Source organism: Shewanella sp. BJSY2023SW007, assembly GCF_047314525.1.
GTDB lineage: Bacteria > Pseudomonadota > Gammaproteobacteria > Enterobacterales > Shewanellaceae > Shewanella > Shewanella chilikensis.
The window spans coordinates 14788-38151 of the sequence record NZ_JBKORL010000011.1 but is presented as its reverse complement, the minus strand read 5'-3'; the positions used below and the strand labels follow the sequence as shown (position 1 = coordinate 38151).

19 protein-coding genes are annotated in these 23364 nt (G+C 54.0%); 14 read left to right on the top strand and 5 right to left on the bottom strand.

All coding sequences use genetic code 11. From position 1 onward, the window contains the following. Positions 1-42: 42 nt before the first annotated feature. From ACMHXE_RS02645 to ACMHXE_RS02630, 4 genes are read left to right on the top strand one after another with little or no spacing between them, the layout of a single operon-like run. Entirely contained in the window at positions 43-1095 is a 1053-nt protein-coding gene (locus tag ACMHXE_RS02645) for an AAA family ATPase (RefSeq protein ID WP_025886825.1), read from the top strand. Next, the gene (locus ACMHXE_RS02640) at positions 1083-3293 is read left to right on the top strand and encodes a DUF5682 family protein (RefSeq protein WP_412502358.1); all 2211 of its coding nucleotides are present in this window, start codon (positions 1083-1085) and stop codon (positions 3291-3293) included. Before ACMHXE_RS02645 ends, ACMHXE_RS02640 begins: the two co-directional genes overlap by 13 nt. After that, positions 3278-4387, top strand: coding sequence for a VWA domain-containing protein (locus tag ACMHXE_RS02635; protein ID WP_234555287.1), 1110 nt, complete (start codon positions 3278-3280; stop codon positions 4385-4387). The genes ACMHXE_RS02640 and ACMHXE_RS02635 overlap by 16 nt, the downstream gene beginning before the upstream one ends. Next, positions 4354-6165, top strand: a complete 1812-nt coding sequence (locus ACMHXE_RS02630; RefSeq protein ID WP_413731294.1) for an SWIM zinc finger family protein — start codon at positions 4354-4356, stop codon at positions 6163-6165. Before ACMHXE_RS02635 ends, ACMHXE_RS02630 begins: the two co-directional genes overlap by 34 nt. A gap of 96 nt (positions 6166-6261) precedes the next feature. On the opposite strand, the gene ACMHXE_RS02625 is transcribed toward ACMHXE_RS02630, so the two are convergent. The 3 genes from ACMHXE_RS02625 to ACMHXE_RS02615 form a co-directional block, all read right to left on the bottom strand. After that, complete coding sequence (locus ACMHXE_RS02625; protein WP_165565690.1) at positions 6262-6936, bottom strand: TorF family putative porin; 675 nt, start codon at positions 6934-6936, stop codon at positions 6262-6264. A gap of 15 nt (positions 6937-6951) precedes the next feature. Continuing rightward, positions 6952-8301 carry a hypothetical protein gene (locus tag ACMHXE_RS02620; RefSeq protein WP_101056756.1) on the bottom strand — a complete coding sequence of 450 codons (1350 nt, stop codon included), beginning with the start codon at positions 8299-8301 and terminating at the stop codon, positions 6952-6954. Between the two features lie 256 nt (positions 8302-8557). Continuing rightward, positions 8558-9529, bottom strand: coding sequence for a LysR family transcriptional regulator (locus tag ACMHXE_RS02615; RefSeq protein ID WP_101056755.1), 972 nt, complete (start codon positions 9527-9529; stop codon positions 8558-8560). A 313-nt stretch (positions 9530-9842) separates the two neighbouring features. On the opposite strand from ACMHXE_RS02615, the gene pnuC reads away from it, so the two are divergent. The 4 genes from pnuC to ACMHXE_RS02595 all read left to right on the top strand — a co-directional run bounded on the left by pnuC (position 9843) and on the right by ACMHXE_RS02595 (position 12886). Beyond that, the gene (gene pnuC / locus ACMHXE_RS02610) at positions 9843-10574 is read left to right on the top strand and encodes a nicotinamide riboside transporter PnuC (RefSeq protein WP_269149838.1); all 732 of its coding nucleotides are present in this window, start codon (positions 9843-9845) and stop codon (positions 10572-10574) included. Continuing rightward, positions 10574-11305 (top strand): nucleoside phosphorylase, encoded by a 732-nt coding sequence (locus tag ACMHXE_RS02605; protein WP_146509693.1) that lies wholly within the window; start codon positions 10574-10576, stop codon positions 11303-11305. Before pnuC ends, ACMHXE_RS02605 begins: the two co-directional genes overlap by 1 nt. Positions 11306-11367: 62 nt before the next feature. After that, a complete protein-coding gene (locus ACMHXE_RS02600; RefSeq protein ID WP_413731292.1) occupies positions 11368-12045 on the top strand; it encodes a Crp/Fnr family transcriptional regulator in 678 nt (225 codons plus the stop codon). Between the two features lie 133 nt (positions 12046-12178). Next, positions 12179-12886 carry an MliC family protein gene (locus ACMHXE_RS02595; RefSeq protein ID WP_413731290.1) on the top strand — a complete coding sequence of 236 codons (708 nt, stop codon included), beginning with the start codon at positions 12179-12181 and terminating at the stop codon, positions 12884-12886. Positions 12887-12939: 53 nt separating this feature from the next. On the opposite strand, the gene ACMHXE_RS02590 is transcribed toward ACMHXE_RS02595, so the two are convergent. Both ACMHXE_RS02590 and ACMHXE_RS02585 read right to left on the bottom strand, forming a co-directional pair. Beyond that, entirely contained in the window at positions 12940-13404 is a 465-nt protein-coding gene (locus tag ACMHXE_RS02590; protein WP_054745014.1) for a YhcH/YjgK/YiaL family protein, read from the bottom strand. A 213-nt stretch (positions 13405-13617) separates the two neighbouring features. Further along, positions 13618-16011: a TonB-dependent receptor plug domain-containing protein gene (locus ACMHXE_RS02585; RefSeq protein ID WP_413731288.1), complete on the bottom strand. Its 2394-nt coding sequence runs from the start codon at positions 16009-16011 to the stop codon at positions 13618-13620. Between the two features lie 440 nt (positions 16012-16451). Between ACMHXE_RS02585 and ACMHXE_RS02580 the strand changes: the two genes are divergently transcribed. From ACMHXE_RS02580 to ACMHXE_RS02555, 6 genes are all read left to right on the top strand, one after another. Further along, complete coding sequence (locus ACMHXE_RS02580) at positions 16452-17507, top strand: alpha/beta hydrolase (protein ID WP_413731286.1); 1056 nt, start codon at positions 16452-16454, stop codon at positions 17505-17507. Between the two features lie 168 nt (positions 17508-17675). Continuing rightward, positions 17676-18263: an LON peptidase substrate-binding domain-containing protein gene (locus tag ACMHXE_RS02575; protein ID WP_025009287.1), complete on the top strand. Its 588-nt coding sequence runs from the start codon at positions 17676-17678 to the stop codon at positions 18261-18263. Between the two features lie 81 nt (positions 18264-18344). Beyond that, the gene (locus ACMHXE_RS02570) at positions 18345-19280 is read left to right on the top strand and encodes a pseudouridine synthase (protein ID WP_413731285.1); all 936 of its coding nucleotides are present in this window, start codon (positions 18345-18347) and stop codon (positions 19278-19280) included. Positions 19281-19542: 262 nt separating this feature from the next. Then, the gene (locus ACMHXE_RS02565) at positions 19543-20934 is read left to right on the top strand and encodes a hypothetical protein (RefSeq protein ID WP_335917362.1); all 1392 of its coding nucleotides are present in this window, start codon (positions 19543-19545) and stop codon (positions 20932-20934) included. Continuing rightward, on the top strand, positions 20927-22255 hold the full coding sequence (locus ACMHXE_RS02560; protein ID WP_335917361.1) for a glycosyltransferase: 1329 nt from the start codon (positions 20927-20929) through the stop codon (positions 22253-22255). The genes ACMHXE_RS02565 and ACMHXE_RS02560 overlap by 8 nt, the downstream gene beginning before the upstream one ends. Next, positions 22255-23307 (top strand): HlyD family secretion protein, encoded by a 1053-nt coding sequence (locus tag ACMHXE_RS02555; RefSeq protein ID WP_335917360.1) that lies wholly within the window; start codon positions 22255-22257, stop codon positions 23305-23307. The genes ACMHXE_RS02560 and ACMHXE_RS02555 overlap by 1 nt, the downstream gene beginning before the upstream one ends. Positions 23308-23364 lie beyond the last annotated feature (57 nt).

Sequence of the window (23364 nt, the reverse complement as noted above, 5' to 3'; positions counted from 1 at the left end):
TGCTTTCTTACTGGTGGCAGCCAATAAGGAGAAGCAAACAGGATGGAACAAGTCATTCGGGCTCATGCCGAGCAGCGTTATCAGGATGAATTGCAACGCTTGATGGCGGCCGACAAGGGGGTTATTCCGCCGGGCTGGGCCATGTCGGCCGGGGCGGTGCGACGTTTTATCTGCGGCGATGCGGCGCTTGATATCAGCCGCAAATACTACGGGGAAGATGCCCTGGTGGAGCGGGCCATTGTCAGCCTGATGGGCAACAACGGCCTGATGCTGGTCGGTGAACCCGGTACCGCCAAGTCGATGCTTTCTGAGCTGTTGAGCGCCGCCATCAGCGGCAGCAGTGAGTATCTCATTCAGGGAACAGCAGGTACTACGGAGGAGCAGCTCAAGTACAGCTGGAACTTTGCCCTGTTGCTGTCTGGTGGCCCCAGTCTGGAAGCCCTGCTGAAAAGCCCCGTCTATCAGGCGATGGAGCAGGGTAAGCTGGTGCGTATCGAAGAGATCACCCGCTGCCCGCAGGAGGTGCAGGATGTGCTGATCTCGCTGATGTCGGAAAAAAGCCTCAGTATCCCCGAGCTGGGCGTCTCGATTCAGGCCAAGCCCGGCTTCAACCTGATAGCCACCGCCAACCTGCTGGATCGTGGGGTCAACGAGATGTCCAGCGCGCTCAAGCGCCGTTTCAACTTCGAGACAGTGCCTGTGCTCAGCGATCCTCTGCTGGAGCGCCAGCTGATTTTGGCTCAGGTGAGCCAACGTCTGGCGGACAGCGGCCAACAGGTGCAGTTGGATGAAGCGCTGGTGGACTTGCTGGTGCGGGTATTTCACGACCTTCGCAGTACCGTCGGCCCGCAGGCGATGGATGCCACTCTGTCCACGGCCGAGGCGGTTAATATAGTGCATGGCTGCGCCCTGCACAGCCTCTATTGGCAAGAGCCCATGAGTGCCGCCCAGTTGGTGCAGCAGATGCACGGCACGCTAATCAAGGACAAGGCCGACGATGTGAAGAAGCTAGCTCATTACATGGATGTGGTCGCCCGAGAGCGCCAGGGCTGGCAAGCCTTCTTCCAGGCAGGAAAAGCGCTGTGGATGAGGTGATGCTCCTTAGAGAGGAGTTTGGCGAACTCCTCAAGGCCGCCGCGGCCGATCCCGGGGTGTGCTGGTTGCCGCTGCGGCATCACAGCCCCGCCTGCGCCGCCATGGCGCTGGAGCAGTTGCAGCGCCAGCAGCCCCAGGCTGTGTTAATAGAAGCCCCCGGCAGTTTTATCCGCCATCTGTCACTACTGCAGCGTGATACTGTGGTGCCGCCCATTGCCATCTATCAGAGTGGCAGCTACTACCCTCTGGCCGAAAACAGCCCCGAATGGCAGGCGCTGCGCTGGGCGACGGCGCAGGGCATTGAGGTGATCTTCATCGATCTGGATGAAAAGGCGCAGGAGGGTGGTGTAAGCAACCGCTGGAGTGATAGCCGCTTTTTAAGCTCGGACTACAGCCGCCGCCTACAGCAACAACTGGGCTGCCGGGATGCCGACGAACTCTGGCAGCGTTTGTTTGAACAACAAAATTTCGCCTCGGCCGAGAGCTTCTTTACCCAGGTATTACTGTTCTGCGCCGCCAGTCGTGCCTGCTTTGGCACAGACATCCTGGAAGAGATGGGCGATCTGGCCCGTGAAACCCAGATGCGGGCCCATATCAAGGCGGCCCGCCGCCGCTATGAGCGAGTGGCCGTGCTCACAGGTGGTTTTCATACCCCGGCGTTGATTAACTTTGCCGACGAGGCCGAGGCGATCGTCGTCGATGACACGCAAGACAGCTTTGTGATCCGTTTCAGTGACGCCTTGCTGGACGCCCGCAAAGGCTACGGCGCCGGTATGCCTTATCCGGCCTTCTGTCGCTGGCAGTTTCAGCAGCGGCAATTGAACGCCGATGATTGGTTGCTCTACCTCTTGGAGCAGATGCCGCAATTGCCGCTGATCTATAAGAAAAACTGCTTTGAGCATCTGCAGGCCCTCTGTAGTTTGCGTGGCTTGGCGCGCCCCGGCAGCTATGATCTGCTGGATTCTCTGGGCAGCTGCCTGATTAAACAGCAGCTGTCGGCATCGACACTCGAACCCTGGCAAAAGGTGCTCAGCGGCGATGCCCTGGGGCAGTTACCGGCCGACCAACCCAGTTTACCGCTGGTGGAAGAGGTGTTGGCGCTATGTCGCAAGGCCAGATTGCAGACGGATAAACCTGGACGCTGCCACTTCGATCTCTACGCCATGACGGACAAGCATATTGAGCGCCGTCGCCTCCTGTGTCGGCTGCTGTTTGTGGGCAGTGGTTTTGCCAGGCCGCAAAATGGTATGCCGGTCATCCGGCAATTGAAGTTCAACCATCGCCACGAACATTGGAACTATCATTGGACTCCGGCGGTGGAAGTGGCTCTGGCCGAGAAATCCAGCCTGGGGCTGCGTCTCGAGCTGGTGGTGAAACGGCGGCTCAGTGAGTTGCCCCAGGAAGATTTGCAGCAACTGGTGGAAAAACTGGTGTTGGCACTGCATCTGGGGATGCCGGAAGAGCTGAGCGCCCATGCCATTGCGCAGCAGATAAGCCAATGCAGCGACATTCAGCAACTGGCCAATAGCTTTATGACCTTGCTGGCGGCAGCGCATCATCCACTGTTTGCCGATATTGAGCTGCTGGCTTACCAAAAAGCCCTATGGCATCAGGTCGGCTTTCATTTACCGGCAATCAACCGCCTGAGCGATCAAGAGGCGCTGAAGTTACTGTTGGATCTGCAGAGCGTAGCAGTCTTGCATCAGGACGAGCTCGAGTCTCCCTGGCGTGACAGACTGCGCTGGTTGACAAGCCATAACGCCCATCGACCCGTGCTCTATTTTGTCCTGCAGGCCTTGGCTATCGAGCTGGACAAGTTGGACCCGGCGCCACTGCTGCAACAGTTGCAGCTGCAAAACGATCCCTTCCCTGTGATTGAGGCGCTGCTTAAGGTGGTGCCGCACTGGTTGCGGCAAGACCATGGCCTGTTGCCCATGCTGAATCACTGGCTCAGTGAGCTGAGTGAGGCACAGTTTATCGATAAGCTACCGGCCATGAGGGGCTTGTTCTGCGCGCTGGATGCCAGAGAGGTGGATGAGCTCTGCCGCCGTTTGCTGCAGCTGAATCAGTGGGATAATGGCCTGAATTGGTTGCAATACGGGATATCTGAACAGGACTTTCAACAGGGGCTGGCGCTGGAGCGGCAGCTGCGCAGTGACCTGGAGCAACAAGGATTGAGTCAATGGATGAGCAACTGAAGCCGCGCTGGCGTCTGGTGTTGGGGCGCTATGCCAACGCGCTTGATACCCGTCTCAGCTCCCGGCAACAGCAACAGGATGAGGTGTTGCAGCAGCTCTATCAGGAGGGCCTGCTGCAGCGTGGCTTCAAGGTAAGCGCTGGCTTGGGGGAAAGCGAGTTGGCAGTGACCAACTGGCTGGAGGCGGCGGAGACCCTGTTTCCCCGTTCGGTCAACGACAGGCTGCAGTCAGATGCGGTCGAGCGCTTTGGGTTGCATCAGGTGTTGCAGCAGCCGCAGGTGCTGGAAAAGATCACTCCCAGTATGGGGGTGCTGAAGCAGTTGCTGAAACTCAATGCCCATCACAAGCCGGCCATTCGGCAACAGGTAGAGCGGATTATTCAGGGAGTGGTCGAGGAGTTGCTGCGTCGCCTGCGGCCGACCTATATCAACAACTTGAGTGGCAGGCTCAACCGCCAGGCCCACAGTCCGGTGAAACGGCTGGCCAATCTGGACTGGCAGACCAGTATTCGCCGCAACCTCAAGCATTTTGATGGCGAGAAGGTCTGTTTCGAGCGGGTCTATTTTCATGCCCGTCAGCAGCACCAACTGCCCTGGCACATAGTGCTCTGCATAGATCAGTCCGGCTCCATGGCGACTTCGCTGATTTACTCGGCAGTGATCGCCGGGATCCTGACCCGCTTGCCAGCGGTGAAGTTGTCGCTGGTGGTGTTCGACACCCAAGTGGTGGATTTGAGTGAGCAGGCCCAAGATCCCGTGTCAGTGTTGCTGAATTGCCAGTTGGGCGGCGGTACCCTAATCTCCCAGGCCTGGCGCTATTGTCAGCAACTCTGCTCCGAGCCGGGGCGCTCTGTGGTGGCAACCGTGTCCGACTTTGAAGAGGGCGGTTCGATGCAGGCCTTGCTGGCCCAGGCCCAGGGGATGATAGACAGTGGTATCAAGATGCTGGGGATGACCGCCATGAATCACGATGCCGAGCCTTTCTATAGCACTTTTAGCACCGATAACCTGCAGCGCCTGGGGATGGAGATAGGCTCACTCAGCCCGGATAACTTTGCCGAATGGCTGGCGCTGACTATGGGGCTACGCCGATGAATGAAACCATACTCACCAGCCTCGGCAGTGCAGGTTTGGTGCGCCGGGCCCGCAAGGCGTTGGAGAAAAGCCAGCCGCAGATGCTGGATTATGGCTTTGAGTTTGAAGGGCAAAAGGGGCTGCTGGATTGGGATAACCCGCTCGCCAGTCGCTGTGATTGCGGCGCCTCCGGCCTGTGTAAACACATAGTGGCTGCGGCGCTTTATCTGCTGGAGCAGCCTGCATCCCCTGAGACTCGCGCCGAAGAGCCGCCCCGGGTGGAACTCCATCTGGCCGAGCTTTTGAATGATGCCGGCAAGGCTCAGGTTCGCCGCCTGTACCAGCAGAGTCAGCGCCGCTGGGCGGCGGATATTAAGCTTTCGCAAGGCACAGTCTGCGTCGTACTGCAGGGGCAGCAGCTGTATTTTCGGCGTGTACAGGGACTGCAGGATATTATCTGCACCGAAGAGGCGCAGTGTTATGCGCTGCTCGCCGTCTGGCTCTATTGCCGTGAGCAGGCCATCGCCTTTGAATGGCCGCAATGGCTGCTCGATGAGCAGGCGCAGTTGCAGTACCTGGGGCAGCAGAGCCGCGATCAGTTAAAGAGCCGTTGCCTTAAGTTGCTGGAGCAGATGACTGAGCTCGGCATCGAGAGGTTGCGACCCTCGTCCCTGGTAGAGCTGGAACTCCTGCTGGTGCCCATGGACAGACAAAATCTGCCACTGACCGCTTTGAAACAGCTGCATGGCACGCTGGAGAAATATGTCTCGGGCCAAGGCGTCAGGGATAGAAAATTGCTGCTCAGCTGTCTGGCCCGCTCCTTGGCGGCTCTGGAAGGCAGCCAGCCACAGACGCAAAGACCCTATCAACAAGCGCCGGATCAGGTGCTGGGGCTGGGCGCTTTTCCTTGGCAGAGCGAAGGGGGCGCCCATGGTGTGACTCAGGTATTGCAGGATGAGCAGGGGCGTTTTATCACCCTGGCCGAGAGCCGCCCCAAAGCCGAGCAGCAGCTGGATTATGCCAGTGTATTTCGCGGTCTGCCCATGCTGGCAGGCGCGCCGTCGGCCTTGGGGTGGCAGGGTAAGACCCAAACCCTGGCTCAGGCCGAACTCAATGCCTGGGGGCGCCTGCGGCGTTTGCAGGATACCCGGGTCTACCCAGCGACCAAACCGCTGGAGCCAGTGAGTCTCTCTGTTGCCGACGAAATAGACTGGCAACAGGAGTACCTGTGTTTCCGGCCGAGCGGTCTCTACCTGAGTGGTTTCAATCAGGCCAGTCAGTGTATGGAATTGCACTATTGGGACAGGGAGCGGGCGCTGCTGAGTTTCTCGCTGCCTTACAACAAGTTGAGTCAAAGAGCCGTGACCAATCTGGAGTTGCTGGGCGAGCGGGTACCCGAGCTGATAGTGGCGCGCATCGAGCGCACCGCCAGCCACTTATACCTGCGGCCTGTGTCCCTGCTGCTCAATAACTGGTTCAGCCTCTTTTTCGATACCTTGCCCCAATCCGGCGACCAGCAACTACTCGCGCAGGCGCTGGCCGAGCCGTCAGCACCCCAGGCGCCGCAGCCGCGCCTTGGCCTGATGCAGCAAACCCTGCATGGGGTGCTGGATGAGCTGGCCGATGGCCTGCCGACACCAAGGCCAACATTGGCGCAAAGGGCCGAGCGTCTCGGGCTGATGACGCTGAGTCACAACCTTAAGGGAGCTAAAGCGCGGGACTATCTGCGCGCCGCCTATTGCGCCGAGAAAATGCTCGCCATGTGTCTGATCAAGCCGGTGCATTACCCGGAAGGCTAGTATGAACCTAAAAAAAGCCCCGCTGCAGGGGCGGGGCAAGAGTTTGGGAGTTGCTAATTATTATTATGGTGAGGAATTAGTCGTTAACTAGTTTGATTAGAAGTTGAACGCGAGTCCTATCATATAGTGGTCGTGCTCAAACTCCTGATAACTGGCTTCCAGCAGCAGATCCAACTGTGACAACAGGGGATAGCTGTAGCGCAGCGCCAGATCGTAGGCGCTGTCTTGCAGTTCCCCCTTATCTTCAAAGCCCATGGTTTCGGCATCGAAGTAATAGCCGCCATGGATCACCAGCTCGCCATATTGTGCCAGCGGCAGCGCATAATTGGCCTCGCTGTACCAGGTTTCAAAGTCCTGATCATAGTTGAGCGCCAAGTTTAAGCTGTTGTAGTCCATGGACAGTGTGTATTCGAGATTGGAGTGACTGTCGCCATAGGTGTAACGCATGGCATTGAAGCCAAAGCCCAATTCGTCGTTGACCGTCAGGTAGTAACCCGCGTAGTAGTCGATTTCATAGTCTTTTTCTATGCCTTCATCGCCTTGATACCTATAGGTTTCAAAGGAGACCCCGGCATAGAAACCTGTCTCATGTTCCAACATGATATCGGCCTGCAGTGAGGGTTTGTCGTCGCTGATGGTCAGGCCGCGCCACAGATAGTTGCTCAGCCCCATGATCACTCCTGAGGTCTGAAAGGCGCCTTCCTGGGCCTGCGCGTATTGCATACTGCCAAGACCGCACAGCAGTAAACTGATTATCATCTTATGTTTCATATTCGGCTCCTGGGCTCAGTGTTTGGGTAAACGTTCTTTAGGGACTATCCATTGGCTTTCGGAGACGGGATCTGTCTCTCCCAGATGAACGTCACTTTCTTTGAGGAAGATATCCTCATCAGTGTTGTGGCAGTTTTCACACATGCGCCCACTTTCGCGTGCCTGCTTGGTCGCCAGAGGGTTCTTGGCGGTAAAGTGAGTAGAAAAGGGCACCCAATAGGATTTGGTGGCCGGATCTTTGAGATCCACCTTGACCCCGGCATCGATACTGATCCCGGCCGAATGGCTCAGCGGGATCAGCTTGCTGTTTTTATCATTGGCTATGCTGAGCCCCAGCTTGATGTTCTGCTCCGGAGTCTCGGCTGTCTTGAGACTCTGCCAGTTGCCCACAGACAAGGTGTCGTCCTGGTGGCAACCGAAGCAGTTGCTGTAGGGCTGGGTGTGGCAGGCGGTACACTTCAGCTTGGCATTGTGATCTATGGGCGATGCCTTACCGCTCAGAAGTTCGGTGTGATCGGCGACTTTATCCTGGTGGCAGTCTTCACATTTCACCACGATAATGTCGCGTTTCTGAGTCTGCTCGTAAGGGCCGGTTTTGTTGCTGTCCGGGCCTTCGCTGTAGAGTCTGCCTTCGGGGATCTGCTTGATGTCCCGACCGTGGAATTCCTGCTGGGCACTGTGACAGTCGATACAGCTCATATTGTGCTTGGTGACGTGCACATCTTGCTCTTTGTGCTGCTCGGCATTTTCATAGTGACAGGTTTCACAGGTTTTGACCGGATCCGGTGTACCGATAAAGGCGTGCTTGTTCAAAAGGCCGCCACCGGCGAAGTCGGGAGCACTGACATGGCACTGGCCGCAAGTTGCGTGGCAACTGGCACAGCCTTCTTCACCGTTGTGCATCTGTTCAAACAACTGGGCCCGCTCTGGGGTCTGCTGCAATCTTTCCATCAAGCCCTTGGCGACACCATTGACAGTGAAGTGCAGTGAGTGGCGGAAGTTGGTAATCATCTCCTCACCATGGCAGTCGCCACAGACACTGCCGCCATCGGCACTGGGATCGGCCAGAACGCCTGGGTGCCAGGCTCTGCCCCCTGGTTTGTCGGCCTTGCTGTGGCAGTCGCGACAGCCGAGTTCGGCATGGCTGCCCATATCTGTTTGGCTTACCAAAAGTTGCAGAGATTGTTGCTCGACGGAGAGCGACTCTTTTTCCAACTGATGTTGCTTTATCAGCGTCTGTAATTTGGCTTGATCACTGTGACAATTCAGGCAGCTGTCTGCCGCCTGAACCCCTTGTCCCAGCAGACAAAGGAGCGCAGCCAACCCTGCCGAATATGTGGCCATATTCAGTATTTTTGGTTTCATCTTGTTATCCCTTAGGTAATAGCTCCCCCTGACAAGAGCGAACTCTTGCCATTGTTCATTCCGGGAGACTTTTTGTTATGAGTTGGGTTTTCCTGGGAAGGTGCGAACAAGCCTCATGTGTGCCCTTCGGGGCTTTCACAGTAATCGGCTTTCTGCGTTATCCGACTTTGACAGGCCCCGGCATGCCTTCAGTCAGATGCCTTGAACGCCAATTGCTGTGTAAGCCGCTCTCTACAAAAGAGAAGGCCACGAGGACTTATTTGCACCTTCCCCTATTCCATTCGCTTTTCAGCTCTCTGATCAATACCTCCTTAAGCCAGTCTCTGGCCTGTGATTTATTTAGATCACTGACCACGACATAATGGCCTATATCTCTGTTGGTGTTTATTTCGCTTAAAAGCGTCTGACTTATTTCGAGGGGCAGTTTTCTATAAATAAGATTGGGAAAGCTGGCGATATAATCTGTGGTAAATAGATTGCAGGATATGGAGTAGTAAGGCATATCCAGCAGTACACAGGCGAGGCTGGCCAGACTCCCGGTAGAGCCGGCAATGACACAATCCTGGTTGCGCCGTCTGGCTGCCGAGACAATTAAAGGTTCGGGTAAATCGCAGAAATTATCCATCTCATAATAAGGGTATTTGAACAGGTCTTCCAAAGTCACCTGCACATTATCCTGCAAGAAAGGATGTTTACGGTTGCCCAATAAATACAAGTTTTTCACTTCGGCAAATAGATTGCCCTGTAAATGGGCGCCGGTGTAACTTTCTGACATTACGGCAATATCTATATTGCCGTTTTCCAGTTCTGTGGTGTATTCGTGGGAAAGAATTCGAATATCAAAACTCATATCTGGAGCGAAAGGGCGCACCTTATTATTGAGTATTTTGTGAATAATCGGACTGAAGTCATCGTAAACGGAAATAACAAAGTGCTCCCGTGATTTGGCCGGTTGATACTCGGTGAACTGATTTTCCAACTCCTGATAGCGCTGACACAACTCCCTAATCATGGGCAGTAATTGACTTGCTTTATGGGTGGGAATAAAACCACTGGCACGGCGGATGTACAGGGTGTCATCAAAAATTTCTCTGAGCTGCTTGAGGTACCTGCTCATAGCAGAATTGCTAATCCTCAATGCATGGGCTGCATTTTGGCAATTTCTATGCTCATCTATGGCGATAAGCACCTGCATTAATTCATAGTCCAGTCGTTTTATATCTTTCATAGCTGGGTAAGTGCTTCCAAGGTATGTCCGAATAATGGCGGGATACCTAACAGGGGAAAGTGAACTGAGTCACATCTGACTTGAGTGAATTAACCAAAATGTTACATGGCGCCCAATGTTGCCGAATCGAAAAAAGCGAATCCCAAAAGTGGAAAAACTCTATTGTGAACCTCTGTGACCGGCATGGACGCCGTGCTGAAGAGATCAAATAATTGTGTGCTGTGACTTAAATCAGCCAAGGTGGACAAATGTCCTTAACTTGAGCTTTGCCATCTGCTTACATGGGCGCAAAACACAATAATGCAAGGAATAGATGATGGATATTGCCGCCTGGTTTGATATCAATAATACCCTGGTGAACATTCCTATTGGCAGTGGCTATGCCATGTCATGGATTGAAGCCGTGGGCACAGTATTTGGTTTGCTCTGTATCTGGTTCGCCAGCCAGGAAAAAACGATTAACTATTTGTTTGGATTGGTTAATGTAACTCTGTTTGCGATTATTTTTTATCAAATACAGCTCTACGGCATTTTGCTGCTGCAGCTGTTTTTCTTCTGCGCCAATCTCTATGGCTGGTATGCCTGGACCCGGCCGGATCAGCAAACCGGCGACACCCTTAAGGTGCGTTGGCTGTCGAAGCAGAAACTGGCCTTTACCGCGGCGGTTTCAGTGCTGGGCATCGGCCTGATGACTGTCTATATCGACCCGGTATTTGCTCTCTTTGCCCAGGTCAGTGTCGATACGCTCAACCTGTTTGGTGCCGGGCTGGCCCAGCCTGTGCTGGAGCCGGATGCCTTCCCCTTCTGGGATTCAGTGATGACAGTGCTGTCTGTGGTGGCGCAAATTCTGATGACCCGAAAATATGTCGAGAACTGGATCCTCTGGGTACTTATCAATGTGGTCAGTGTCGGCATCTATGCCGCCCAAGGGGTTTATGCCCTATCGATTGAATACATCATCCTGCTGTTTATTGCCGCCAACGGCACCCGTCAGTGGATGCGTACCGCCAAAGACAATGGCAGTCGTCCGGCGGAGGCTTGCTGATGAGTGCCGATAAACAGCCGCATATCTGTCTGTCTCCGGCGCAGGTGAGTGAGCGGGTTATCCTCTGTGGTGAGCCACAAAGGGTCAATCGGATTGCCGCGTTGTTGGACGATGGCCGGTTGCTGGCGGAGAACCGTGAGTTTCGCAGCATGGGCGGATTTTACCAAGGCGTGGCTGTCACAGTTTGCAGCACAGGGATAGGCGCACCATCGGCGATCATCGCCCTGGAAGAGTTGTATCAGTGTGGCGCCCGCCGTGTCATTCGGGTCGGATCCGCCGGCGCGCTGCAACCGCAGATAGCCTTGGGCGAATTGATTCTGGTGGAGGCCGCAGTGCGCGATGACGGTGGCTCCGGCTGTTATGCGCCGCCCGGCTATCCGGCGCTGGCGAGTCGGCAGCTTATCAATGCCATGGCGGCCTATTTGCAGCGCCGGGATTGCCGCTTCCACTCCGGCATAGTGCGTTCACACGACAGTTTTTACCGGGATGATGAGCTGGAGATTTGCCGTCATTGGCATCGACTCGGAGTCTTGGGGGCCGACATGGAAACTGCTGCGCTGCTGACGCTTGGCCGCCTGAGAGGCCTGGAAGTGGCCGCGGTGCTCAACAATGTGGTCTTGTATGGTGAAGATGTGCAACAGGGCATCAACCAGTATGTCGACGCAGATAGCGCCATGATGCAGGGGGAAAAGTTGGCGTCTTTGGCGGCGCTGGAGGCGCTATGCTGTTGAAGTTTGTGCCCGTAAGGCTGATGGGCTAGCATGAGCCATCATCTTTACGGGATCTTGTTGTTATGCAGCTGCAACCATACAGCACCGGGCGTTTCAGTGCGCATCTAAAGCAGTCTCACCAGGCGTTTTGCGACGCCATGCTCGAGTGCTGCGGCCAGAGCCAATTGCTGCAGGCCGGTGAAGATCTCTTGTCTCAGGGACGGGAGTTGACCCATATGTGCCTGGTGCCCGAAGGCCGGGTGTCGATGAATATCTGCGCCGTCAACGGTCGCAGGTTTCAATTGGGGGAGCTGGATTGCGACTGGCACCTTTTCGGTGAGATGGAGTTCTTTACCGCCGCCAGTTGTCAGTGGAGTGTGGTGGCCGAAGAGCCGATGGAAATCCGCCAGTTATGCCTGAAGAAAGTCAGGCAGATGCTGCTGCAACAACCCGAATTTACCCTCTTTTTTGCCAGCGCCCTGGCCTGGGATTATCAGGACTCGCTGGACATCTACACCAATAGGCTCTTGCACCCCATCAGCTATAACATCGCTTTCGATCTGCTCAGGCGTCAACACGAAGAGGTGATGCTGGGTTCCTGTGGCAGCCCGGATCAGGAGGCGGAGCGATTCGGCACCTCTGGCCGGGTCTATCGCAGGGCGGTAAAAGAGCTTATCGACAAGGGCCTGGTCATAAAACAGGGCGCCTTGCTGAAAATTGCCAATCTGCAGGCATTGCAGGATTTTGTCGATAAGGCTTAATAGTCAACTCATTGATCTGACATTTAATTCAGTCAGCGGACAGGCGACGGGTTTTAGACTAGGCTTAGGCATTAGTTTGCGCAAAGGCTTTGGCAGCCGCGAGTAGATCTAGCGAGAAGATTAAGGAGCAAAAATGAGTTTCGGGACAGTTTCACAGGCAGGACTTGTACTGGCGTTGGTCGCCGCGGCGACGCTCAGTGGCTGCGGGCAGCAGGCACTGGATAACAGCCAGGATGTTGCCGCCGCATTGGCTACAGGTGATGGCTCAACCTCGCCCCAGGCAACAGAGCGGGAACTGCCGACATTTGATTGCAACGCCTTGGGCGAGCGGGCTTCCAGTATAGAGATGCTTATTTGTCAGGAACCCGAGCTTGCCAAGCTGGATCAGCAGCTGGCCGAAGTTTATGCCAAGGCCAGTGACAAGGCGGTCAATGAACAGCCACCCCTGCTCAAGGCCGAGCAGCGCGGCTGGATCAAGGGCCGTAACGAATGTTGGAAGAATGAAGACAAGCTGCAATGTACCAAGGACTCATATCAAAGACGGATAGTAGAACTGCAGGCCCGTTATCATTTGGTGGCGTCTAGCGGCCCGGTATTCTTTGCCTGTGACGGCAACCCGGCCAATGAGTTGGTGACTACTTTCTTCGAGACAGAGCCGGCAACCATGATTGCCGAGCGCGGCGACAGAAGCATTTTGATGTTCAGTGTGCCTAGCGGCAGCGGCGCCAAGTATCAGGGCGGTGACTACAGCTTCTGGGAGCATCAGGGCGAGGCCAGGGTGACCTGGGGTTATGGCGCCGAGGAGATGCTTTGCAAGCCCACAACCCAGAACGATAAGTAAACCACTGACCCAAAAACGCCCGCAATCGCGGGCGTTTTACTGCAAGTGCTCTTCTAATCCAACAGTACTTTTACGACTACCTTGCGGACAGCAACGGCCTTGGCCAGCGTGCCCGGCATATGCATGTCTCCGGGGAAGAAGATGGCAAACATGCCGGCCTTCAAAGGGATAAATGCCGCGGCTTCGCGGTTGGATTGATAATCAAACTCGGCATAGTCGTGCGCCTCATGATAGGGGCGACTGGGCGTTTGGGCTCCCAGCGGCAGGTAGCCAAACTCCTCTTCACCACTGACCACATACTGCACGTCCAGATAGCGTCTATGTACCTCGAATGGCTCGGTTTCTCTGGGCTTGGTGTGGTAATCGTTGACTATGGCAAACAGCTTTTTACCATCCAGTTCATAGCTGCCGGGGGCCAGTTGGCTGAAGTCTGTTGCGGCCAGGTAATCCAGGGCTGCCTGAATACGTGGGCCCAGCACTCGGTAATGGCCACGGTTGGCCAGAGTATCCACTATCATTTTGTATCTTCTGGGGAAAGGGGTTGGCTCAGTATAATAGCATTCCTGTTGGAAGTTTGATCTCTTTGAGAAGCAGCAGGCGCCTGACAGGCTGAGCTGCCAAGCGGCCGATATTAGGGGGCATCAGCGCCAAAAAGCACAAAGGCCAGCGATATCGCCGGCCCCTGTGTTTCCCTGCAAATATGTTTCCCTGCAAATGTGTTTTCCGGTAAATCAGTAGCTGTATCTGGCTTCGAGGAAGTAGTAACCGCCGTTGAAACCAAAAGGTGTGTTGGTCAAGGGGTAGACGAAGATCCCGTTGAAGTTGTTGTCATCCGGACGTTTTTCCGGATAGGTATCGAACAGGTTCTGCACCCCGGCGGTGAAGCTCAGGTTATCTGTGGCCGCATAGGTCAGCGACAGATCCACGGTGAACTTACCGTCGTACTCCACGTCTTCACGGGAGTAACCTATGGTGTAGGGGCCAAAGTAACTCAGGCGCAGGTTGGTCTTGAAGTCGCCCAGGCTGTGGGTCAGCCCCAAGTTACCTGTGTTCTTTGGATTGGCCTTGGTCATCCGGGTCTGCTCTATACGGTCAAACAGCTGATCTTCCAGGCCATCCAGAAGGTTTGGCAGATGGATATCGCGGATTTCCGTGTCGTTATAGGCATAGGCCAGGCTGGCGCGCAGATCGCCGTAGCTGCCGAGATCAAAGTCCTGGGTCACCACCAGATCCACACCTCGGGTGCGGCTATCTACGGCATTGATAAAGAAGCGTGCCGACTCGGCGTTGGTACCGGCCAGTGCATCTGCCACCACCTGGGAGTCGGCCGGTGTCAGTGAGCTGGAGAGCACGATTCTGTCATCTATGCTGATCTGATAGGCATCCAGAGTCACCGCCAGACCGGAATCATTGGTGTACACCAAACCCAGGCTGAAGGACTCTGACAACTCGGGTTGCAGCTTGCCTACCTGCAGCGCCTGGGTCACGGAAGACAGGTTGTTGAAGGTGCCCGATTCGGTCGGTACCAGCTGGCCTGTCACGGGATCCGGGTTGAACAGGGTCGAGATATTGGTGAAGTACAACTGCTGCACGCTGGGGGCGCGAAAGCCGGTGTTGGCAGTGGCTCTGAGTGCCAGGTTGTCGGTCAGATCGTATCTGGTCGCCAGCTTCCAACTGGTGTTGTCACCAAAGTCGGAATAGTCTTCATAGCGCACCGCGGCGGCCCAGTAGAAGTCGTCGGTCAGTTGGTTTTCCACCTCGAGATAGACACCTATGTTGTCTCTATCCTCATCTACCGCCGATTCTGGGGTAAAGCCGCCAAAGCCTTGGCTGCCGCCGGCCTTGTTCTGATAACCGCCATTGACATAAGAGGCTTGCTCTCCGGCTTCCACCTGATAAGCGTTCTGGCGCCAGGCGGTGCCTACAGCGACCAGGAGCTCTGAGTCATTGTAAAAGTCGAAGTAACGTGAGGCATCCAGAGTCAGGTTCCACTCTTCGGTGGACAGGGTGCCTGCGTCGAATTCGGTTTGACTGCCGGGGCCCAAAGAGGCGTTGAGTGTGTTCTCAACCCGGTACTTAAAGCGGTTCTTGCCGTATCCGGCCGAGGCATCCAACTGCCACTCGCCCAGGTTAAATTCATAACCCAGCAGCAGAGACTGATCTGTGATCTTGGGCGTTATCTGCGGCAGGAAACCATCGGGATAGATTTCGGCAACATTGCGGCTATCCAGTGGACGGCGGAAGAAGGCGCCTGAGCGGGTCTCGCGCTGGCTCAAGCCACCGAAGGCGTACAGTTTGCTGTCATTGGCAAACTCCTGAGCGGCATTGAGAAACAACCCCAGGTTGTCATATTCGGCGTCACCCACATGGTGATTCTTGCGGTTAACGGTTTCTTCGCGGGGATCCGGGCTGCCATCGGCCAGCAATGGATATTGCTGGCGCGGATCCAAACCGGCGCGATTGGTGCTGTTCTTGTGATGCGCTTCCAGCGACAGATTCACAAAGCCAGTGTCACCTATGCTGAGGCCGTGGTTGAGGCCGACACGCCACTGCTCGCCATCACCCTGATAGGTTTGACCGGCTTGGGCCGATACCATGCCACCTTCACTGTTGTCTTTGAGCACTACGTTGATCACCCCGGCGATGGCGTCAGAGCCATACTGGGCCGAAGCGCCATCACGGAGAATTTCGATGCGTTTGATGGCCGTCATAGGGATGGCGTTCAAGTCGACGTTGGACGAGCCCTTGCCCACAGTCCCTGAGAGGTGGACCAGTGCCGAGCCATGACGGCGTTTGCCGTTAACCAGCACCAGGGTATGGTCCGGTGATAGGCCGCGCAGACTGGCGGGACGCACGGCATCTGAGCCATCGGTGACCGAGGAGAAGGGGAAGCTGTAGCTGGGTGCGGCAAACTGCAGCGCCTTGGCGGTTTCCGTCATGCCAGTGGCTTCAAGTTGTTCGGCCGTAATGATATCGACCGGTGCCACGCTGTCGGTGGCGGTCCGCAGGGCGATACGTGAACCTATGACCGAGATGGTTTCGATACTGGGCTGCTCTTCGGCAGCAAAGACGGCAGGAACAGTCAGTTGACTCGCTACTGCCAGTGAAATAAGAGCTAAGCGCATACGACCTCTTGAATGATTCAAAACAGCATTTTTATTGCGCGGATATTAGCATTGTTACAATTGATGCATTTAGACGTAAAAGTGATAACTCAGAGCGCAGCGTTCTAGAAACATTTGGTTTTTTCGAGAAAATCTTTCCCTGAACTTGGTTGTTTGGGGAGCTGCCTATTTTGGCGATATGGTGCTGATATTGGGTTTATTTGGGGGGTTAATTGGCTGTTTTGCTTTTATTTATACAGTGGTTTTTGAGTTAACAGCCTATTTATGACTATCTCTACTTTCAAATCTGTCTTTCGAACATTTTCTTGGACATTTAAACAAGGGCTATCCCGGCCGTTTTCGGAGCCGTCGGGAGGAGAGGGAAATACTGAGTCAAACTTGGCTGCCGTGCAAGGCTGCGGTATCTTGCCTGTGACTTTTGCGGCTCAGGGAGTGACTTTTTGGCTAACTTGCGATTTCTTGCCGGTACAGACGCCCATCAGACATTGATGGAACAGGGATTAAATCCTGAGCATTTTACTCAACTATTGGCGGCATCCGGTGGTCCCAAATGGCTGGGGATTGCCGGGCTAGATAAATACCTGTTTGGTGAGTTTTTCAAACAGAGGCAGACTCCGCTCTACACTTTTGGTGCTTCATCCGGCGCCTGGCGTTTGGCCTGTCTGGCTCAGGCAGATCCGCTGGCGGCTTATCAAAGGCTGGAACAGCTCTACATAGGCCAGCGCTATGAAACCCGTCCGAGTCGGGAAGAGGTCAGCCGCCAGGTCCGCGGTATAGTCAGCGGGATTTTAGGCACCAGCGGCACCGAAGAGATCCTCAAACAGCCGCATATTCGCAGTCACATAGTGGTGTGCCGCGCTCGTCACTTGAACCGGGCCGGCAGCAAGTTGGCGCTGGCGGCAGGTCTGGGCGCTACCGCCATGACCAACCTTGTCAGTCGCCGCACCTTGGGGTGGCACTTTGAGCGTCTGGTATTTGCCTCTGCCATAGAGGGTTCTCCCTTCGCTCAGTTGAAAGATCTCCCGGGAGACAGCGCCTTGCTCAGCAGTGACAATATCGAAGCCGTATTGCTGGCTACAGGTTCTATTCCACTGCTGCTGTCACCGGTAACCGAAATCAGCGGTGTGACCAGCGGGCACTTCTATGATGGCGGCATCACCGATTACCATTTCGACCTGCCGCTGTCACAGGCGCCGGGGTTGACCCTGTATCCGCATTTTTATCCCCATATGGCGCCGGGATGGTTCGATAAATCCTTGCCATGGCGCCGGGCCAAGCGCCGTTATCACAATGCCTTGCTGTTGGCGCCCACTGAGGAGTTTGTCGCTTCGTTACCCTATGGCAAAATTCCAGATCGCAAGGACTTTGAAACCTTGGATAGTGCCAGTCGAATTCAATATTGGCGCCGCGCCGCCGATATCAGTAACAGATTGGCTGACGAATTTGCCGAGGTATTTCTCGGCGGCAAAATAGCCCAAAGGTTGGAGCTTCTGTAAATACGCTTGCAACAAAACCCACTCAATGCCTGTCTAACTCATTAGCAGACCTAAGGACTAGCCTAAATTGCCAATGGATGAAATTTCAGCAACTGCTAGACTTTAAAACGAATGTTGAACCTCAGGTTCGCTTTCGGTTGCTCACTCCCCGAGGGGAAGGAGGTTGCTATGCATACACAGGAAATGGCGTTACTGACCTATGATGCCTTGTTGTTGCCAGGTGGACGGCTTGAGATCAGGATCCTTGACCCCATTACCCTGAGCATGGTGGCCGATGTCCTGAAGGGGAAATATCCGCTGGCTTTCGGAATGCGTAACAGCGTTGCCATGCCGCCCAGTTTCCCCATTGCCACTCGCTGCGAGCTCATCGACTTCAATCAGCTGGAAGATGACTCGCTGAGTATCACCCTGGAAGGCAAGCAAAGGGTCAAAGTCCTGTCCGCCAAACAGGAAAAAGATGGCCGCTGGCTGGCCGAGGTAATGGATTGTCCCAACTGGGCCGAGGAGCCTATTCGGGGCGAGTTCACCCTTATCAGCGCGGCGCTGGAGCAGTTTTATGAGGTCAACCCGGACTTGCGCGGGCTCTACTCATCAGAAGTGCATCTGGATGATGCCGCTTGGGTGAGTCAGCGTTGGTTGGAAGTTTTGCCCTTATACAACAAGGACAAACAGCTGCTGTTGAATCAACCTGATTGCCACAAGACCATGGACTTTGTGCTCAAGTTGATTAAGTCCCATGTTCAGCAGCAGCTTTGAGTGTACTCGCCTCGAATAATCTGAGGCAGATAGAGTAGAATGGCGGCCCGAGTCGCCATTTTTTATTTTGCCGGAAGAGTTATGAGTCAAACAGACAGAGCCGCACAGCCCTCCTATGTAGTCTTGCCAAGGGATGTGACCGACAAAGCCACTGTTTTGGCCTTTCTTATCGACCATTTCAGCCGCATTGATGCCGATGTTTGGCGTGAGCGGGTCGCAACCGGCAAGGTGCATTGGCAAAATGGTGAGCTTATCCAGGCTGATACCCCTTATCGGCCTACCGCCAGGGTCTACTATTACCGTGAAGTCCCCAAAGAAACCCGGATCCCTTTTGAAGAGCGGATCTTGTTTCAGGACGAACACAGCATTCTGGTGTTCAAACCGCACTTTTTGCCTGTGACTCCCAGCGGCAACTATGTCAACGAGTGCCTGGTGCACAGGTTAAGGCGCCGCACCGGAATAGAAACCATAGCGCCGGCGCACAGGCTGGACAGAGAAACGGCCGGAGTCATGCTGATGTCCACAGATCCCGAAACCCGGCATGCCTATCATGCGCTGTTCCGTGAAGGCCAGATACGCAAGGACTACCAGGCGCTGGCGCGGCTGACGCCAGAGCTTCAGGCGGGATTGGCAACTGGTGAACTTAGCCTGCCGCTGCACTGGACAGTGAAAAATCGCCTCATCAAGGGCGAGCCCAGTTTTATCATGCGCTTGGCCGAGGGGGAGGCCAACAGTCACTCGGAAATCAGTCTCATCGCCGTTAATGGCGATATGGGGCTGTTCAATCTGAGTCCAATTACCGGCAAGACTCACCAACTCAGGCTGCATATGCAGAGTCTTGGAATGCCACTGCTGAACGACAGGTTTTACCCTGAGTTGCAGCCCAGGAGCGAAGACAATTTCAATAAGCCCCTCAAACTTATGGCTTGTCGGTTGCGCTTTATTGATCCCATCAGTGGCAAACAACAGGATATAAAAGTGGATGGTTTTGAAACTGAATTAATAGATACAGCTTGATACTTTTGAGGAGTAAAAGTAAGTATGTTGCTTTTTTAAATTGATTACGTTTTATAAATTTATTTTTAAATATAATTATTTGTAAGATAGTTTGATTTGAAGAATTGGCAAATTCGGTTTTTTGTCAAAATATTGGCGTTTTTTTTCATTGTCTATATAATCTCCAATTATTGAAGTTCAGCTATATCTAATCAATTCGTAAAAACTTCGCCAATAATTTTTTACATCTCTCATTGGCGGGTTTGTCATTGTCGGGATTTATATGTCTATTACCAGAGCAGATATCCATGTTGAGGCGCAGGCCATTCCTTGTTGGGTCGGTGATAGAAGTGAAGAATTATATAGCAATGATTTTGAAGTGTTTAATGATGTTTTTGCATTCTTGGATACCGGTCTTGCTTATGATGCTATCTGCCTGAACCTGCCGACTGAAGTTCAGGACCAAGCGCTTATTCTGTTGAGGCAACAGCCATCTACTTTTATGGCCATGATTAAGGTAGTAACGCCAAGCCCTCTATCTGAATACCTGGCCAATGGTTTATTTCAGTCTGACTTTAAACAAGAGCTTGAAAATTATTGGCAAAGGAAGAGCTTAATTAAGTTACCCAGCCAGGATGATGTCAGTTATCGGCTGTTGAGTTTTATGTGGTTATTTCCTGAGTATCGCTTGCAACCTGTGGCTACGCCGGAAAAACCACATCTTTATGAGTATCCACTGCTGCAGCTATTGACTGGTTCAGCGAAGGAAAGTCAGATCCTATTAAATAAATTAATGAACCGGCATTGGCTGGCATCCACCAAGTTGAGAGACAGGATTAGACTGTGCTGCAAGTGTCATTCAGGGCACCTCAACTATATCGATCTCTGTCCCCAGTGCCGCAGCATAGAAATAGATATGCAGACCAGTTTGCACTGTTTTAACTGTGGTCATGTGGACAATCAGCAAGCATTCAGTCGCAGTGGCGGACTCTGTTGTCCCAACTGTTTGCAGCGGCTGCGGCATATAGGTGTCGATTATGACCGACCGATAGAAAACCAGCATTGTAATAGTTGTAATAGCTTGTTTTTGGAAGCTAAAGTCGAGGCAGTTTGTTTGCACTGTGGTAATGGGCATCAACCGGACGAGTTGAGCATACATCGTATTGCTGACTATGAATTGGCGGAGCAGGGAAGAGAATTGGTGCGCCATGGCGTACAGCAACAACTGTTTGCCGCGCTTGGCGAACAGATGAGTCGGGCCCATTTCCTCTGGTTGCTGCAATGGCACAATCAGCTGGCGCTGCGTCATGGTCATGAGCATCTGTTGCTGGTATTGGAGCTGGAGGCGTTGGCGCCGGATCTGGCCAGCAGCGGAGAAACCCGCGCTCTAGCCTTGCTTGATGCGCTCAAGCAGCGCTTATTGAGTCTGGTGCGGGTAACGGACGCCTGTAATAGCCATGATGATCAAGGGGTCTTATTACTATTGCCTTACACCGGCGAGTCACAGTTACCTGCATTGAAGCAAAAACTGCAGCGGCTCAATGACAGCGTGCCTGAAGGGGAGCTGAGACTCAGGTTCAAGGCGATCAGCCTGCCGGATCAGCAGCTTGGTACTGAAGTTGAATCCTGGTTGGCCAGTCGTCTGCAACAGGCAGAGGTATTGGACGGTGAGTGAGTTCAATACTCTGGCGTTTATGAGTCTGGATATTTGGCACAAGCTTGCCACAGACGTCAGTCTATTTCTCTGGCTGGTGCCGATGATTTTCCTCTATGAAATACCATTGATGTTAATTGTGGTTTCAGGCGTCATCGGTTGGCACTGGCGAACATTCCGTTGTCCCAAGGCTGAAAAGGCTTATCGGCCCAAGGTCAGTTGCATCATTGCTTGCTACGCCGAGAAAGAAGCGGTGCGGCAAACCATAGTCACCCTGGTTGAACAGGACTATCCAGGGGAGATAGAGATCATTGCCGTGGTTGATGGCGCGGTACAAAACGCCGAAACTTTTGCAGTTGCCAAAGCCGCCGCAGCTGAATGTCGTCGCCCTGGGCGGGAGATTATTGTGCTGCCAAAGTGGCAACGTGGCGGGCGGGTTTCGACTTCAAATGCCGGTCTGGCCAGAGCCAGCGGTGAGTTGGTGATTAATGCCGATGCCGATACCTCGTTCGACAATGATATGGTTTCTCAAATCGTGCCCCTGTTCGTCGATCCCAATGTGCCGGCCGTCGGCGGCGCTTTGCGGGTACGAAATGTCAATGATTCGCTGTGGACCCGGATGCAGGCGATAGAATATTTGATCTCCATGCAGGGGGGCAAGACGGGCCTTGGACACTGGAATCTGCTCAATAATATCTCTGGGGCCTTCGGCGCCTTTCGTCGCGACGTGCTGATCAAAATAGGCGGCTGGGATACTCATACTGCCGAGGATCTGGATCTGACGTTGAGATTAAAACAGTACTTCGGTCGTCACCCCAATTGGCGCATTCCCTTTGCTACGCTGGCGATTGGGCATACCGATGCACCCATGGATCTCAAGAGCCTTGTCTGGCAAAGGTTGCGTTGGGATGGGGATCTCTTGTTTCTCTACTTTCGCAAGCACTGGCCTGCTTTTTCCCCAAGGCTTCTGGGAGGCGCTACCTTCGTCTTTACGCTGATCTACGGTGTTATGCAAAACGTGCTGATGCCCTTTGTCATTCTGCTTTACGGCTTAGGGGTAGCGCTGGCGTACCCCTGGCAGTTTTTGGCAACAATTACGCTGACTATCTATTTGGCCTATTTGGCTTTTTTGCTGTTTTTCTATCTGCTGGTGTTGTTGGCGATTTCCGAGCGGCCGCGGCAAGATTTAAGGCTGCTGCTCTGGTTGCCCCTTTATCCTTTCTATGCCTTGTTTATGCGCAGTGTCAGCTTGTTTGCTTTGATTAATGAAGCGGTTAGACGCGCACATGAAGAGAGTTCCATGGCTCCTTGGTGGGTGCTGAAACGTGGGAGAAAATTTTAGTGAAAGTGACTTACCAAGCGGCCGCCAAGGCGCAACAACCTACACGGGATCAAGGTTTAAAGGTGGATTATGCCCCGGCGAAACGGGGCGGAATGAAATGGCGTTGGTATCTGCTGCTGTTGTTGGTTATCGCCCCTGTGGTCTTGCTGCTTTGGGTGTTGCTGCGTCCGAGTTTATTTGTGCTGGCGCCGGGAATCTTGACTTCAGAGCCGCTGGAGATGCGGGCTATGCAGAAGGGGCGATTATTGGAGCTTTCGGTGCAGCCGGGCTCTGAGGTGGAGCAAGGTCAGGTGCTTGGTCGCATAGCCGATGCCGGTCTGGACGCCAGTATTGAAGAGTTGCAGCGCCAGTTAACCGAGCTGACACCAGCATCGCAGGAACAGGATCAGGCTATTTTGGGACAATTGCAGCAGCGGATATTGGTAGCTGAACAGGGAGTAAAGCGTCAGGATGAATTATTGTCACAGTTTGAGTCATTTCGTAAACAGGGGGTTGTTCCCACTGCGGATATGGCGGCGGTGATGCAAGCCCATACCAGTGCCAGAATGGCCCTGGAGCAGGCCAGGGCCGAGTTGTTGCAGCAAAGGCAGTTGCAGCAGCAGGAGCGGGAGGCGGGGGTGATAGCCCAGAGTCGCAACAGCCTGCTGTTAAAGCTGGCAGAACTGCAGGCCAAACGGCGGCAGTTGACCATACAGGCGCCGTTTGCCGGCCGGGTAGCCGATGTTTTGGTACAACAAGGGGAAACCATAGCCGAGCAGCAGCCTATGCTTTGGCTGTCGGGGCGGGCACAGCCTGTGGTGGTATGCTATCTGGCGCCCGAGTATCTTGACTATGTTGCTCAGGGGCAGTTGGCCAGCGTTAAACTGCCCAATGGCACCTTAATCCGCGCCGAAATTAAAGAGCCGACCCAGTTAGTGGGCAAGGTGCCCAAGCAGCTGTCCGGTCCTTTTGATGGGGACAAACCGGCACTCAAGGTTACGCTTGCTTTGCATCAGCATCTGCCTTTGGCGATTGAGGGGGTTCCGGTGGAAGTGAGTTTCGATCATTTCTGAGAAAAAGGCTTTCCCGACAAAAGAGGCGTGCGTGACGGGAAAGCGGGCAAAAAGTAT